Source organism: Caulobacter sp. SRI_014, assembly GCF_057586315.1.
In genome coordinates this window covers 410,097-423,420 of sequence record NZ_JBYCZQ010000001.1, presented here as the reverse complement: position 1 = coordinate 423,420, position 13,324 = coordinate 410,097, and the positions used below count along the sequence as shown (strand labels likewise).

Here is a 13,324-nt window from a genome sequence, read left to right as displayed (position 1 = left end):
CGCGCCCGGCGGCAACTCACATCAGGCCGCGCGCCTGTTCGACCACGGCCAGGAACAGTTCAACATTGGCCCGCAGGTTGTCCCGGTGGATGCCGCCATCAAGCATCACATAGCGATTGAGGGTCAGCACCTTCGGCTCGTCGGCCCGCACCTGCACGGCGGCGAAGTCCAGCCGCTTGAGCGCCTCCTGCGCCTTGGCCGGCGTGTCGTAGGTGACGAAGGCGGTGAGGATCGCGCCCCGGCAGCGAACCTTGTCGCAGGCCGCGCCCTGGATGACGAAGGCCGTCCCGGTTGTCGCGCGCACGGCCAGGGCCGGATCGCCGTTGTCCAGCCGCGCCTCCTGGGTGACGGTCAGGCCCATGCCCTGGGCCAGCGCCTTCATCTCCGCCGGCGTCCAGCTGGCGATCAGGGCGGGCGGCGGAGCGGGTTTGGCCGCCATCGCCGGCGTCCCTGCGAGCAGCCCGATCAGAAGCGCCCCTGCCAGCCTCATCCGGGGTGACGTCTCAGCCAGGTGGCGGCATAGCCGCAGATCGGCACGATGTCCTCGCCCTTCTCCTTCGCGTCAGCCTGGATGCCGCGCATCAGTCGGTCGCTGGTTCCCTGGCCGCGCAGGGGTACTGGGGAGAAGACGTAGTCGATGTACAGCCGGCCGGCCTCACGGCGGTAGTCGGCGTAGGCAGTCTGGCCCTGCTCGATCAACTCGAAGCGGCCGGCGGCGGTGTTGTCGGTGACGTTAGCCATGTTGAACAATATAGCGCCTCGCGCGCCCGTCCGATCCCCGTTATCGTCGGCCAAAATCACCTCTCGGGGAAAAATACATGCGCGCAGCTCTCGCCGGTGTTTCGCTGATCGGGCTTCTGGCCCTGACCGCCTGTGACAAGGGGGCCGACAAGGCCGATGTGGCGGGCGACGACGCCAAGCCCGCTGCGGCGACCGCCCAGCAACCCCCCGAGGGCCCGCCCAAGCAGATGGCCGGCCAGTGGGAATACAAGAACACCATCGCCGGCCAGCAGATGACCATGAAAACCTGTGTCGACGCCAAGTCGCAGGAGCAGGTGTCCTGGGTCAATCCGGGGGCGGTCACCGAGGATTGCTCCAAGCGCGAATACAAGAAAGAGGCCGACGGCACCTGGACCTTCTACACGGTCTGCCGGACCGCCCAGGGCGGCGAGACGACGACCTCGGGCGCCGCCAAGGGTGACTTCACGCGCAACTTCACGGTGTTGGTCACCGTCAAGACCGAGGGCGCCGCCAACGCCCGGGCAAACGGGGTGCTCGATATGAAGATCGACGCCAGCTACGTCGGCCCCTGTCCGGCCGGCCAGCGTGGCGGCGACGTCGTGCTGCCGGGCGGCCAGATCCGCAACATCCTCGATGAGAACCAGAAGGCCCGCTAGCGCGGGCCTACGGCCTTCAGACCAGTTCGACCGCCATGGCCGTGGCTTCGCCGCCGCCGATGCACAGGCTGGCGACGCCCTTCTTGCCGCCCCGCGCCTGAAGCGCGCCGAGCAGGGTGGCCAGAATGCGCGCGCCCGAGGCGCCGATGGGATGGCCGAGCGCGGTGGCCCCGCCATTGACGTTCAGCTTGTCGCGCGGGATGCCAAGCTCACGCTGGGCGATCATGGCGACGACGGCGAAGGCTTCGTTGACCTCGAACAGGTCGACGTCCTCGACGCTCCACCCGGCCTTCTTCAGCACCTTCTGCATGGCCGGCACCGGGGCGGTGGTGAACAGGCCCGGCTCGTGGGCGTGGGCTGCATGGGCCACGACGCGGGCGATGATGGGCATCCCCAGCTTCTCGGCCACCGACTGACGGGTCAGGACCAGGGCGGCGGCGCCGTCGCTGATCGAAGAGGCGTTGGCGGCGGTGATGGTCCCGTCGGCGGCGAAGGCGGGTTTCAGGGTCGGGATCCTGGACGCATCGCCCTTGGGCGGTTGCTCGTCCTGGCTCACCGTCTCGACGCCCTTGCGGGTCTTGACCTCGACGGGGACGATCTCGGCCTCGAAGGCGCCCGACGCAATGGCCTTCTGGGCCCGGCTCAGGCTCTCGATGGCGTAGTTGTCCTGGTCTTCGCGGGTGAACTGGTAGCTGCGGGCTGAGTCCTCGGCGAAGGCGCCCATCAGCTTGCCGGGGGTGTAGGCGTCTTCCAGGCCGTCGAGGTACATGCTGTCCTTGATGGCGTCGTGGCCGATGCGGGCCCCGCCGCGATGCTTGGTCAGGAGGTAGGGCGCGCCCGACATGCTCTCCATGCCGCCGGCGATGATGATGTCGGCGCTGCCCGCGGCCAGGGCGTCATGGGCCATGATGGCCGCCTGCATGCCGCTGCCGCACATCTTGTTGACCGTGGTCGCCTCGACGCCCAGCGACAGGCCGCCGCCCAGACCGGCCTGACGGGCCGGCGCCTGCCCGAGGCCGGCGGGCAGCACGCAGCCCATGATGATCTGCTCGACTTGGTCGCCGCTGATCCCGGCCCGCTCCAGCGCCGCTTTCACGGCGACAGCGCCGAGGTCAGTCGCTTTGACTGTGGACAGCGCGCCCTGGAAGCCGCCCATCGGCGTGCGGGCGAAGGAGGTGATGACGACAGGGTCGGCTGACATGGGGGTGTCCTTCGAATTCAGGCGAGGTTCAGGCGCGGGCTGTCACATGATGCATCAAGAGGCCCTCGGCAAGTGTGTCGGGAGCCGAGTGGGTCTGCTGCACGTTCAGTCTGGCCCCCTGCACAGGAGTTACACGATGCTCAGGCCCGTCCTGCTGGTTTCCGCCGCCCTCTCGGCCCTGACTCTGGCCGCCTGCGACCAGCAATCCGCTCCCAAGGCCGAGATCCCCAAGACCGAAGGCGTCGTCATCGCCGAGGCCGACGACATCGCCCCCTCGGTCGAGGCCCTGCCTGACGCCGCCCCCGCGCCGCTGGCCCCCGCCGCCGCCCCTGCCGCCAAGCGCGACTACTGGTCGGACGTGCAGACGGTCGATCGCGGCTACGGCGATGAGGCCCCGGACTATTCGTACGACTACGGAGATTCCGAGCCCGCCTACTGGGAAGAGGAAGACGGCAGCTACCGTTACCTCGAGCGCCTCTCGGGCGGCGGCGAGCGCTGGTACTATTACCGCCAGGGCGAGGACTATCCCTATTTCGTGCGCGATCCCGACTACGGCTACGCCTACGACCGTGGCCAGCTGGTCATCCTCTACGACTCGGGCGGCCGCCGCCTCGACCGCGACGCCGCCTATGGCCGCCGCGAATACGCCGGCCGCTATCTGGCCCGGGCCCGTGACCTGCGCCGCGCCCAGGCCCAGGCCGAACGCCGCAAGGTGGAAGAGAACGAATGGCGTCGCCGTGAACGGCTCGCCGAGGCGGCCCGCCGCCAGGCCGAGGCCCGCCAGGACCGCGTCGATGATCGCCGCGACGACCGCCGCGATGACCGGCGGGACCGGGTCGAGGACCGCCAGGACGGCGGTGTTCCGCCGCCCGTGATCGTGCCGCCCCGCGGTGACGACCGAGGTGACCGCGGCGACCGTGGCGACCGCGGCGATCGCGGCGATCGTGGCGATCGTGGCGATCGCGGCAACCGGGGTGACCGGGGCGATCGCGGTGACCGCACCCCGCCCGTGGTGACGCCGCCCGTCGTCAGGCCGCCGGTGGCCCAGCCTCCGGCCAAGCCGGCGGTGGATCCGCGCGCCGCCGCTGAAGCCCGCAACGCCGAGGCCCGCAAGGCGGCGGAAGCCCGCAATGCGGCGACCCGTCAGGCGGCGATCGCCAAGCAGGCGGAGGCCAAGGCGGCCCGTGACGCCGCCACCGCCGAGCAGCGCAAGCAGGCGGCTGAAGCCCGCAACGCCGAAGCCCGCAAGGCGGCCGAGGCCCGCAATGTCGCCACCCGCGAGGCGGCCCTGGCCAAACAGGCCGAGGCCAAGGCCCAGCGGGACGCCGCCCAGGCCGAGGCGCGCGCCAAGGCGGCCGAGCAAAAGGCCGCCGCCGCCAAGGCCAAGGCCAAGGAGAAGGCCGTGCCCAAGGCCGAGGACAGGCCCGGCGCCGCCCAGCAGTAACCCCCTCCAAAGCCCACGCCGGGTCACACCGGCGTGGGTGAGGGAGTATTCAAAAGAAACCCCCTTGTCTTCCTCGGCGGGAAGGCACAATTTGACGGTCATGGGCCGAACCGCCGATTATTCACGACAAAGCTGCCCGATCGCCGCCACCCTGGAGGTCGTCGGCGATCCCTGGACCCTGCTGATCCTGCGCGACGCCTTCAACGGCGTGCGGCGGTTCGAACAGTGGCAGGAGCGCCTGGGCGTCGCCCGCAATGTCCTGGCCTCGCGCCTCAAGGCCCTGGTCGCCCATGGGGTGCTGGAGCCGCGCCAGTATTCCGAACGGCCGCCGCGCCAGGAGTATCTGTTGACCGCCAAGGGCCGCGAGCTGCGCCCGGTGCTGCTGACCCTCTATGACTGGGGCGAGCGGCACGTGTACGGCGAGGGCCTCGCGCCCAACAAGATGACCCATAACGGCCACGCCTTCCGGCCCAAGCTGGTCTGTGCGACCTGCGACGAGGTGGTCGGCGACCGCGAAATCCGCCGTGTCGAACAGCCGTCGGAGCATCCTACCGTCGGCGAGGCCCTGTCCCGGGCGGTCGCCTGAACCGCCGGCGCACAGCCCTGATCCTGGCTGCCTTCGCGGCCTACCTTTCCAGTTCCCCCGTCCTTGCCGCCGACTGCTGGTTCGAGAACGGGGCCGTGGTCGCCCCGGCCAGCGTGGCCGGAATCGCCGGCGACTACCTGATCGACCCCAGCGCGCCGAAGACGCTGATCCACGAGACCCGGGCCCAGACCGAGGGCATCGCCGTCACCGAACTGACCGCGCCGGTGCGGGTCGCCGGCCTGAGCCTGAAGGCGCTGCCCGTGCGGGTGGTCGACCTCGACTTCAGGGCTCCCGGGTTCGATACGCCCATCGCCGGGATCATCGGCGCCGACGCCCTGGCCGGCCAAGTGGTCGACCTCGACTTCGCCCCCTGCCGCGTGCGGATTCACGCGCCCAGCCGCCGGAAGGTGCGCGGGCGGGCCATTCCCCTGACCCTGGTCGGCGGCGTGCCGACCCTGCGGGCGGCGGTGTCGGACGACGATCACGCGCTGGCCGGTCAGTTCGCGGTCGACTGGAGTTCGGCCGGCATGGTGCGGCTGAGCGATCAGATCGCCGCCTTCCGCCCGACGCGCGAGGGTTATGACCCACTGGCCCGCAACCAGGCGCGCGGGCGTCTGCGGGCCTTCTCCTTCCTTGGGGACCTGAGCGAGGAGGCGCCGTCCGGCCTGGTCGCCGGGCTCGATCCGGCGGTGGCCGGGACCATCGGCACCGATGTCTGGTCACGCTGGACGTTGCGGCTGGATATGTCGCGGCGGGTGCTGACGCTGTCAGCGAACTAGGCCGCGCTGGCCTTCCCGGGGGCATCACCCTCCGCCGCGTCCGCCGCCCAGGCCAAGGCCTCGTACAGGGCCATGGCCTGGATGGGTTTGGAGACGTGGGTGTCCATGCCGGCCGCCAGGTACTGGCTGACATGGTGGGCCATGGCGTTGGCGGTCAGGGCGACGATGGGCGTCCGCCGGCGGCCGGCGGCGGCTTCGGCTTCCCGGATGGCGCGGGTGGCGGCGACGCCGTCGAGGACGGGCATCTGCACATCCATCAGGATGACGTCCCACTCGGCCTCGTGCCAGGCGTCGACGGCGGCCTGGCCGTCATCGACGATCGTCGGGGTCACGCCGACCTGGCTCAAGAGGGTGGTCAGGACGATCTGGTTGACCTTGTTGTCCTCGGCGGCCAGCACCCGAAGTGTCAGCGGGGCGGTATCGGCCTCTTCGGCCGCATGCTGGGCGGCGCTGTCCTCGTCGCCAAGCCGCTCGAGCGGCAGACGCAGGGTGAAGGTCGAGCCGACGCCGGAGAAACTGGTGACGGCGATCTCGCCGCCCATCAACTGGGCCAGCTCATGGCAGATGCTGAGGCCCAGGCCCGTGCCGCCGAAGCGGCGGGTGGTCGAACTGTCCAGCTGATCGAACTTGCCGAACAGTTTGCCCAGGTTGTCCGGGCTGATGCCGACGCCCGTGTCGGTGACGCGGATTTCCAGGGTCCCGTCGTCGTAGCCGGCCTCGATCCGCACCTGGCCGTCCTCGGTGAACTTCACGGCGTTGGAGACGAGGTTGTAGAGGATCTGCCGCACCCGGGTCGGATCGCCGAGGTAGCGGCCGGCTGCGGGGCCGAGGTCCAGCGCCAGGGTCACGCCCTTGCTGCGGGCCAGGTCGGCGAAAGCCGAACAGGCCGTGCCGGCGACGCTGCTCAGCTGGAAGGGGATCTGTTCGATCTCCAGCTTGCCGGCTTCGATCTTCGACAGGTCGAGCACGTCGTTGAGGATGGCCAGCAGGGCTTCGCCTGACTGTTGGATGATGCCCAGCCGCTCGCGCTGGTCGGCTTCGAGGTTGTCCGACGCCATGGCCTGGGCCATGCCCAGCACGCCGTTCAGGGGGGTGCGGATCTCGTGGCTCATGGTCGCCAGGAAGGCGCTCTTGGCGGTGCTGGCGGCGTCGGCCTGGCTGCGGGCAGCCTTCAGGCGGCGGCCGCCCCGGAACAGCAGGATGGCCGCGAGGCTGGCCCCGAGGGTCAGGAGAACGCCCAGGGCGATAACCCAGCCCTGGGCGCGGACGGCCGCGGCCTTCAGCTCGGTCTCCTTGCGGGCGCCGTTCAGTTGGGCCTCCAGAAAGCCGGTGATCTGGCGCACCCCGCCGTAGATGTCCTGCGAGGTCTGGAAGCGCTGGTCGCGTTCGTACTGCCGAAACTTCTCGAAGGCGGCGGCGCCGTCGCCCCGGGCCAGCAGCAGCTCGGCCTCGATCTGCGGCAGGCGCTTGAAGGCGACGGGGTCGAAGCGGTTGGAGGCCTTGAGGGTGCGCAGGGTTTCCAGGTCCCGGGCGGTCAGGGCCGGCTTGCCGGAGCGGGCGTTGGCGATGGCGCGCATCGGCAAGAGGCGCGGGGCGAGCAGGCCGGTGTCCTCGATCCGCTGGGGCAGGTCGCCGGTGCAGGCCAGCACCTCGGCCGGGCCGCCGAAGGCCTCGGCGTACATGCCACAGAGATAGGCGTCCCAGGGGCGGAGATTTTCCAGCCCCGACTTGAGGGTCAGCTCGTGGTGCACGGCGACCAGCTTGCGGGCCTGCGCCTGGTCGCCCAAGCGGATGGCCAGGTCGCCAAGATTGTAGACGGCGTCAAAATCGGGCCGGGGCCAGCTTTTGTCGGCGAACTCGAACTGCGAACGCTGGAAGGCGCGGGCGCTGCCGTCCAGGTCGTTGAGGCCCATCAGGGCGATGCCGATGGTTTCCCAGATTTCCGATGCCGCGGCCTTGGCGTCGGCGTCCTTCTGGTCGATCAGCAGTTCGGTTTCATAGAGCAGCTTGAGGGCCGCGCCGGTCTGCTGGCGGTTGATCAGCACCGTGGCCCACAGGGTCTGGGCATGGGTGCGGACGTACCAGTCGTCGCTGGCGGTCTGGCGACCCTCGAGATCGCCGACCGCCGAGGGGTCGCCCTGACTCATCCGGGCGGCGACGCGGTTGAGGTCGGCGATGGTCAGGTAGCGATCGTCGCCCTGCAACCGGGCCTGGTCGGCCAGGGCGTCGTTGTAGCGGGTGAAGAGGTCGAATTCCGACTGGTTGCGGAACACCGTGGCCACGTAGTTGAGCCGCCGCAGGGACTCGCGGTCCTTGCCCTGCATGGCCGCGTCGCCGAACCGGCGCAGATCGGCGAAGCTGGACGAGACCGCCCGCCCCTCGATGGCCGAAGCCAGCTGGGCAGGCGTCATGGCCTGCTTGGCCACAACCGGAGTTGCGACCAACACAAGCGCCGCAACGATGCCGTAGATGATGGACCGCATGGGTTCCCTCGGGATCGACTGGCTATCTGACAGGGAAGGGATTGAGATTCCGTGATCCTCGGATTGGGTCGGCGGCGCGCGTTTGCCAAGCGATGCCACCGGTGTCATATGCCGGAGAGACCCTATAGAGCCGTGATCATGAGCCAGCCGCTTCGCCTCAATCCGGACCGCCTGTTCCCGGTCGACGCCGACACCCGGGCCGTGGCCCGGCGGCTGTATGCGGAGATCAAGGGGCTGCCGATCATCAGTCCGCATGGCCATACCGACCCGGAATGGTTCGCGACCGACGCGCCGTTCGCCAATCCGGCGGAGCTGCTCATCACGCCGGATCACTATGTGTTCCGCATGCTGTTCAGCCAGGGCCTGTCGATGGAGAGCCTGGGGGCGCCGCGCGCTGATGGCGGGCCGGTGGAGACCGACCCGCGCGCCATCTGGCGGCGGTTCGCGGAGAATTACCACCTGTTCCGGGGCACCCCTTCCCGGATGTGGCACGACTGGGTCTATGCTGAGGTGTTCGGTATCGATGTGCTCCTGGGCGCCGAGACGGCGGACCACTATTTCGATGTCATCGACGCGGCGCTGAAGACCGACGCCTTTCGACCCCGCGCCCTGTTCGAGCGGGCCAATATCGAGGTGCTGACCACGACCGAGTCGCCGATCGACGACCTGCGCCATCATCGGGCGATCCAGGCGTCGGGCTGGAAGGGGCGGGTGCTGACCGCCTTTCGGCCGGACCCGGTGCTGGATCCGGACTACGAGGGTTTTCTCGACAATCTGGCCATCCTCGCCGGGCAGACCGGTCGCGATACGACGGCCTGGTCCGGCTACCTCGACGCCTTGCGCGATCGGCGGGCCTATTTCGCGGCGATGGGCGCGACCTCGACCGACCACGGTCATCCGACCGCCTTCACCGCCGATCTGTCGAAGGCCGAGGCTGAGGCCCTGTTCGCCCGGGTCTCCAGGGGACCGGCCAGCGCCGCCGACGCCGAGCTGTTCCGCGGCCAGATGCTGACCGAGATGGCGGCGATGAGCGTCGAGGATGGGCTGGTCATGCAGCTGCACCCCGGCTCGTTCCGCAACCACAACGCCCGGGTCTTCGAGCGCTTCGGCCGCGACAAGGGGGCCGATATCCCGACCCGGACGGACTATGTGCGGGCGTTGAAGCCGCTGCTCGACCGGTTCGGGTCTGACCCGCGCCTGACCCTGATCCTCTTCACCCTGGACGAGACCAGTTACTCCAGAGAACTGGCCCCGCTGGCCGGCCACTACCCGGCCTTGAAACTGGGCCCCAGCTGGTGGTTCCACGACAGCCCGGAAGGCATGCGCCGGTTCCGCGAGCAGGTCACCGAGACGGCCGGCTTCTACAACACCGTCGGCTTCAACGACGACACCCGCGCCTTCCTGTCGATCCCGGCCCGACATGACGTCGCCCGGCGCATGGACTGCGGCTTCCTGGCCCGGCTGGTGGTCGAGCATCGGATCGAGGAGGACGAGGCGCATGAGGTGGCCCGCGCCCTGACCTACGACCTGGTCAAGTCGGCATACAGGCTGTGACCCGACTGAGCGCCTCTTCGCTGGCCGACCTGCCGGCGGACGTGGCGCGCCCGTCGTACGACCGCACGAAGGTGCGGACCGGCGTTGTCCATCTCGGCATCGGCGCCTTTCATCGCGCCCACCAGGCGGTGGTCTTCGACGATGCTCTCAGCACTGGCGATCTGCGCTGGGGCGTGCTGGGCGCATCGCTGCGCTCGCCGTCCGTGGCGGCCCAGCTGAACCCTCAGGACGGCCTCTACACCCTCGTCGTCCGCGACGGCGCGGAGGAGCGGTTGCGGGTCATCGGAGCAGGGCGGGGGGTGCTGGTCGCGCCTGACGAGCCCGCCGCGCTGGTCGCGGCCATGGCCGACCCCGAGGTGCACATCGTCACCCTGACGGTGACCGAGAAGGGTTACCGCCTTGACCCTGCCACTGGCGCCCTGCAGCTGGACGATCCCGGGGTCGCCGCTGATCTCGCCGACCTGTCGGCGCCGCGCACCGCGCCCGGCTTCATCGTCGCGGCGCTGGCCGCGCGGCGGGCGGCAGGGTTGAGCCCCTTCACCGTCATCAGCTGTGACAACCTCCCCCACAACGGCGCGCGCATCCGCGAGGCGGTGCTGGCCATGGCCAGGCGCATCGACGTCGATCTCGCCGACTGGATCGACGCCCACGGCGCCTTCCCCCAGACGATGATCGACCGCATCGTCCCGGCCACGACACCGGACGACATCGCCCGCCTGTCCCTCCGGCTGGGCGTGGAGGACCGGGGCATGGTCAAGGCCGAGCCCTTCATCCAGTGGGTTATCGAGAACCGCTTCGCCGGCGAGCGGCCGGACTTCGCCGCCCTCGGCGTGCAGCTGACCGACGCCGTCGCCCCATGGGAGGACGCCAAGCTGCGGCTGCTCAACGGCGCCCATTCGGCCATCGCCTATCTCGGCGCCCTGTCGGGCCATGAGCATGTGCATGAGGCTCTCGCCGTCCCCGCATTCGCGGCTTTCGTGGAGGCGCTCTGGGACGAGGCCCAGACGACCCTCGATCCCCCGGTCGGCCTCGACATCACGGCCTACCGCCGCGACCTCAGGGCCCGCTTCCGCAATCCCGCCCTGATGCACCGCACCCGCCAGATCGCCATGGATGGCTCCCAGAAGCTGCCCCAGCGGTTGCTGGCCGGGGCGGCGGACCGGCTGGCCAAGGGCCAGGGCATCGCTGCCCTGGCGCTCGGCATCGCCGCATGGATGCGCTGGCAGTCGGGCGTGACGGAAAGCGGGGAGACCTTTGCCGTCGATGACCCGTTGGCCGCCCGTACGGCCGAACGTCTGGCCGGCGCCGTGACGGATCAGGCCAGGGTCGCGGCCCTGCTGACCCTGGGGGCCGTCTTCCCGCCCCCGTTGGCGACCGACGCCCGGTTTGTCGCGGCGGTCACCGACGCCTATCTTGCCCTGGGCCGGCAGGGCGCCGTGGACGCGGCCCGCCGCCTGGCGGAGTCTGCCCGATGAGCCGTGTCCTGATCCTCAACCCGGCCGATGACGTGGCCATCGCGCTCGACGACATCGCGGCCGGCGAGACCCCCGAGGGTCTGGACGCCGCCGCCCGCGCAGACATCGCCGCCGGCCACAAGATCGCCCGCCGCGCCGTGCCGGCTGGGGAAGTGGTTCGCCGCTACGGCCAGGTCATCGGTCGGGCCTCTGGCGCCATCGCTCCCGGCGACCACGTTCACACCCATAACCTGGCCATGACCGAAGACGGCCGCGCCGCCGAAGTCGGGGTGGATGCCCAGGCGCCCGTTCCGCAGACCGGCGCCACCTTCCAGGGCATTGTCCGTCCCGACGGCCGGGTCGGCACCCGCAACTACATCGGCGTCCTGACCAGCGTGAACTGTTCGGCCACCGTCGCCCGGCGCATTGCTGACGCCTTCCCGGACAACGCCTTGCCAACGGGCGTCGACGGCGTCGTCGCCTTCACCCACCAGGGCGGCTGCGGCGGCTCCTCGCTGAGCACCGACACCCTGGTGCTGCAGAGGACGCTGGCCGGCTACGCCAACCATCCCAACTTCGCCGCCATCCTGATGGTCGGCCTCGGCTGCGAGGCCAACCAGATCCCCGCCTGGCTGGAGAACGAAGGCCTAAAAGCCGGACCCACCCTGCGCACCCTGACCATCCAGGAGGCCGGCGGCACGGCCCGGGCCATCGAGGCCGGTGTCGCCATCGTCCGCGAGCTGGTCGAGGACGCGGCCGCGATTCGGCGCCAGCCGGTCCCGGCCTCGCACCTGACGGTCGGCCTGCAGTGCGGCGGCTCCGATGGCTGGTCCGGCGTCACCGCCAATCCGGCGCTCGGCGTCGCGGTCGATCTGCTGGTCGCCCAGGGCGGCAGCGCCATGCTGTCGGAGACGCCGGAAATCTGGGGGGCCGAACATTTGCTTCTGCGCCGCGCCGCCTCCCAGGATGTGGCCGACCGGCTCAACGCCCGCCTGGCCTGGTGGCGCGAGTACGCCGATCGGCACGGCATGGAACTCAACAACAATCCCTCGCCGGGCAACCTGAAGGGCGGTCTGACCACCATCCTGGAAAAGTCGCTCGGCGCCGTCGCCAAATCCGGATCGACGCCGCTCAACGACGTCATCGGTTACGCCGAGCCCCTGACCACAAGGGGCCTGAGCTTCATGGACAGCCCCGGCTACGATCCCTGTTCGGCCACCGGGCAGATTGCCTCCGGCGCCAACCTCATCGTCTTCACGACGGGTCGCGGCTCGGTGTTCGGCGCCAAGCCGGCCCCGTCGATCAAGGTCGCCTCCAACGCCAGACTGGCAAGCTGGATGGACGAGGACATGGACGTCGACGCCTCGCCGGTGCTGACGGGGACGACGATGGAAGCGGTTGGCCGCCTGATCTTCGAGCGCATGCTGGCGGTGGCCTCGGGCGAACCCTCGAAGTCGGAGGCGCTGGGCATCGGCGACCACGAGTTCGTGCCCTGGCAGGTCGGCGGGTATCTCTGACAAGGAAAAAGGGCCCGGATCGCTCCGGGCCCTTCGTCATTTTGGTTGGCCGAAGAGCCTAGTGGCTCTCGTTCCTCCAGACCCTGCGGTAGCTGGCATAGAGCAGGCCGCTGAACAGCAGCAGGTAGATCATCACCGACAGGCCCATCTGGTTGCGCTCTTCCAGCTTGGGCTCGGCGGCCCACATCAGGAAGGCGGCCACATCGACGGCCTGTTGATGGGCGGTCGACTTGGTGCCGTCGTCGAAGGTCACCTTGCCGTCGGCCAGCTGCGGCGGCATGGCTACGAAGCCGCCACCCGGGGTGTGTTCCTTGTCGCCGCTCCATCCGGCCGAGACATCGCCCGGGAAGTAGGCGTTGTAGTGCTGGCCGGTCGGAACCGTCAGGCCCTTGGGCGGAGCCTCGAAGCCGGTCAGGAAGGCCGCCAGGTATTCCGGTCCGCCTTCGCGACCCTTGGCGATCACCGACAGGTCCGGCGGCAGGGCGCCGCCGTTGCCGGCGCGGGCCGCGTAGTCGTTCTTGTAGGGGCTCGGGAAGCGGTCGGCCGGGACGGCGGGACGGGTGATCTCGTCGCCGGTCTCGGTGTCGATGTCCGGCACCTGGATCTCGGTGGCCAGTTGCTTGACCACCGGGTTGTCGTTCGGGTTGCCGTACTTCTTGTCATAGAAGGGGCCGCCCTTGTCGCCGAGGTTGCGGAACGACAGCAGCTTCATCGAGTGGCAGGCGGCGCAGACCTCGCGATAGACCTTGTAGCCGCGTTGCAGCTGGGCCTGGTCGAACTTGCCGAAGGGGCCTTCGAAGCTGAAGGCGATGTCGTGCGGGTGCTTGGCCTTGCCGGACGCCAGGGCGGGAGCCGCCACCAGCGTCGTGGCGATGGCCGCCGCGATAAGGGTGAGTTTGCGCAGCATGG

12 protein-coding genes are annotated in these 13,324 nt (G+C 69.7%); 7 read left to right on the top strand and 5 right to left on the bottom strand.

Translation table 11 applies throughout. From position 1 onward, the window contains the following. Positions 1-16: 16 nt before the first annotated feature. The gene (locus AC2YG9_RS02275) at positions 17-439 is read right to left on the bottom strand and encodes a type III secretion system chaperone family protein (protein ID WP_487296296.1); all 423 of its coding nucleotides are present in this window, start codon (positions 437-439) and stop codon (positions 17-19) included. Between the two features lie 47 nt (positions 440-486). After that, positions 487-741, bottom strand: a complete 255-nt coding sequence (locus tag AC2YG9_RS02270; RefSeq protein ID WP_487296295.1) for a GNAT family N-acetyltransferase — start codon at positions 739-741, stop codon at positions 487-489. 77 nt (positions 742-818) lie between these two features. On the opposite strand from AC2YG9_RS02270, the gene AC2YG9_RS02265 reads away from it, so the two are divergent. Continuing rightward, positions 819-1,397, top strand: a complete 579-nt coding sequence (locus AC2YG9_RS02265; protein ID WP_487296294.1) for a DUF3617 domain-containing protein — start codon at positions 819-821, stop codon at positions 1,395-1,397. A 16-nt stretch (positions 1,398-1,413) separates the two neighbouring features. On the opposite strand, the gene AC2YG9_RS02260 is transcribed toward AC2YG9_RS02265, so the two are convergent. Beyond that, positions 1,414-2,598 (bottom strand): acetyl-CoA C-acyltransferase, encoded by a 1,185-nt coding sequence (locus AC2YG9_RS02260; RefSeq protein ID WP_487296293.1) that lies wholly within the window; start codon positions 2,596-2,598, stop codon positions 1,414-1,416. A gap of 136 nt (positions 2,599-2,734) precedes the next feature. On the opposite strand from AC2YG9_RS02260, the gene AC2YG9_RS02255 reads away from it, so the two are divergent. From AC2YG9_RS02255 to AC2YG9_RS02245, 3 genes are all read left to right on the top strand, one after another. Continuing rightward, complete coding sequence (locus AC2YG9_RS02255; RefSeq protein ID WP_487296292.1) at positions 2,735-4,042, top strand: hypothetical protein; 1,308 nt, start codon at positions 2,735-2,737, stop codon at positions 4,040-4,042. 100 nt (positions 4,043-4,142) lie between these two features. Further along, positions 4,143-4,628: a winged helix-turn-helix transcriptional regulator gene (locus AC2YG9_RS02250; protein ID WP_487296291.1), complete on the top strand. Its 486-nt coding sequence runs from the start codon at positions 4,143-4,145 to the stop codon at positions 4,626-4,628. Between the two features lie 95 nt (positions 4,629-4,723). After that, positions 4,724-5,407 (top strand): hypothetical protein, encoded by a 684-nt coding sequence (locus tag AC2YG9_RS02245; RefSeq protein WP_487296290.1) that lies wholly within the window; start codon positions 4,724-4,726, stop codon positions 5,405-5,407. Here the strand turns inward: AC2YG9_RS02245 and AC2YG9_RS02240 are convergent. Continuing rightward, on the bottom strand, positions 5,404-7,890 hold the full coding sequence (locus AC2YG9_RS02240) for a hybrid sensor histidine kinase/response regulator (protein WP_487296289.1): 2,487 nt from the start codon (positions 7,888-7,890) through the stop codon (positions 5,404-5,406). The two genes, AC2YG9_RS02245 and AC2YG9_RS02240, sit on opposite strands and share 4 nt — an antisense overlap. A 138-nt stretch (positions 7,891-8,028) precedes the next feature. Between AC2YG9_RS02240 and uxaC the strand changes: the two genes are divergently transcribed. Genes uxaC through AC2YG9_RS02225 form a run of 3 tightly spaced genes read left to right on the top strand, consistent with a single transcriptional unit; the run spans position 8,029 to position 12,415 of the window. Continuing rightward, on the top strand, positions 8,029-9,444 hold the full coding sequence (gene uxaC / locus AC2YG9_RS02235; protein WP_487296288.1) for a glucuronate isomerase: 1,416 nt from the start codon (positions 8,029-8,031) through the stop codon (positions 9,442-9,444). Continuing rightward, complete coding sequence (locus AC2YG9_RS02230) at positions 9,441-10,919, top strand: mannitol dehydrogenase family protein (protein ID WP_487296287.1); 1,479 nt, start codon at positions 9,441-9,443, stop codon at positions 10,917-10,919. The genes uxaC and AC2YG9_RS02230 overlap by 4 nt, the downstream gene beginning before the upstream one ends. Continuing rightward, positions 10,916-12,415: a UxaA family hydrolase gene (locus AC2YG9_RS02225; RefSeq protein ID WP_487296286.1), complete on the top strand. Its 1,500-nt coding sequence runs from the start codon at positions 10,916-10,918 to the stop codon at positions 12,413-12,415. The genes AC2YG9_RS02230 and AC2YG9_RS02225 overlap by 4 nt, the downstream gene beginning before the upstream one ends. 58 nt (positions 12,416-12,473) lie before the next feature. On the opposite strand, the gene AC2YG9_RS02220 is transcribed toward AC2YG9_RS02225, so the two are convergent. After that, positions 12,474-13,322: a cytochrome c1 gene (locus AC2YG9_RS02220; protein ID WP_487296285.1), complete on the bottom strand. Its 849-nt coding sequence runs from the start codon at positions 13,320-13,322 to the stop codon at positions 12,474-12,476. Positions 13,323-13,324 lie beyond the last annotated feature (2 nt).

Bases quoted from the DNA above. Each gene is read 5' to 3' on its own strand.
- AC2YG9_RS02275 (WP_487296296.1), bottom strand. From the start codon at position 439: ATGGCGGCCAAACCCGCTCCGCCGCCCGCCCTGATCGCCAGCTGGACG.
- AC2YG9_RS02270 (WP_487296295.1), bottom strand. From the start codon at position 741: ATGGCTAACGTCACCGACAACACCGCCGCCGGCCGCTTCGAGTTGATC.
- AC2YG9_RS02265 (WP_487296294.1), top strand. From the start codon at position 819: ATGCGCGCAGCTCTCGCCGGTGTTTCGCTGATCGGGCTTCTGGCCCTG.
- AC2YG9_RS02260 (WP_487296293.1), bottom strand. From the start codon at position 2,598: ATGTCAGCCGACCCTGTCGTCATCACCTCCTTCGCCCGCACGCCGATG.
- AC2YG9_RS02255 (WP_487296292.1), top strand. From the start codon at position 2,735: ATGCTCAGGCCCGTCCTGCTGGTTTCCGCCGCCCTCTCGGCCCTGACT.
- AC2YG9_RS02250 (WP_487296291.1), top strand. From the start codon at position 4,143: ATGGGCCGAACCGCCGATTATTCACGACAAAGCTGCCCGATCGCCGCC.
- AC2YG9_RS02240 (WP_487296289.1), bottom strand. From the start codon at position 7,890: ATGCGGTCCATCATCTACGGCATCGTTGCGGCGCTTGTGTTGGTCGCA.
- uxaC (WP_487296288.1), top strand. From the start codon at position 8,029: ATGAGCCAGCCGCTTCGCCTCAATCCGGACCGCCTGTTCCCGGTCGAC.
- AC2YG9_RS02225 (WP_487296286.1), top strand. From the start codon at position 10,916: ATGAGCCGTGTCCTGATCCTCAACCCGGCCGATGACGTGGCCATCGCG.
- AC2YG9_RS02220 (WP_487296285.1), bottom strand. From the start codon at position 13,322: ATGCTGCGCAAACTCACCCTTATCGCGGCGGCCATCGCCACGACGCTG.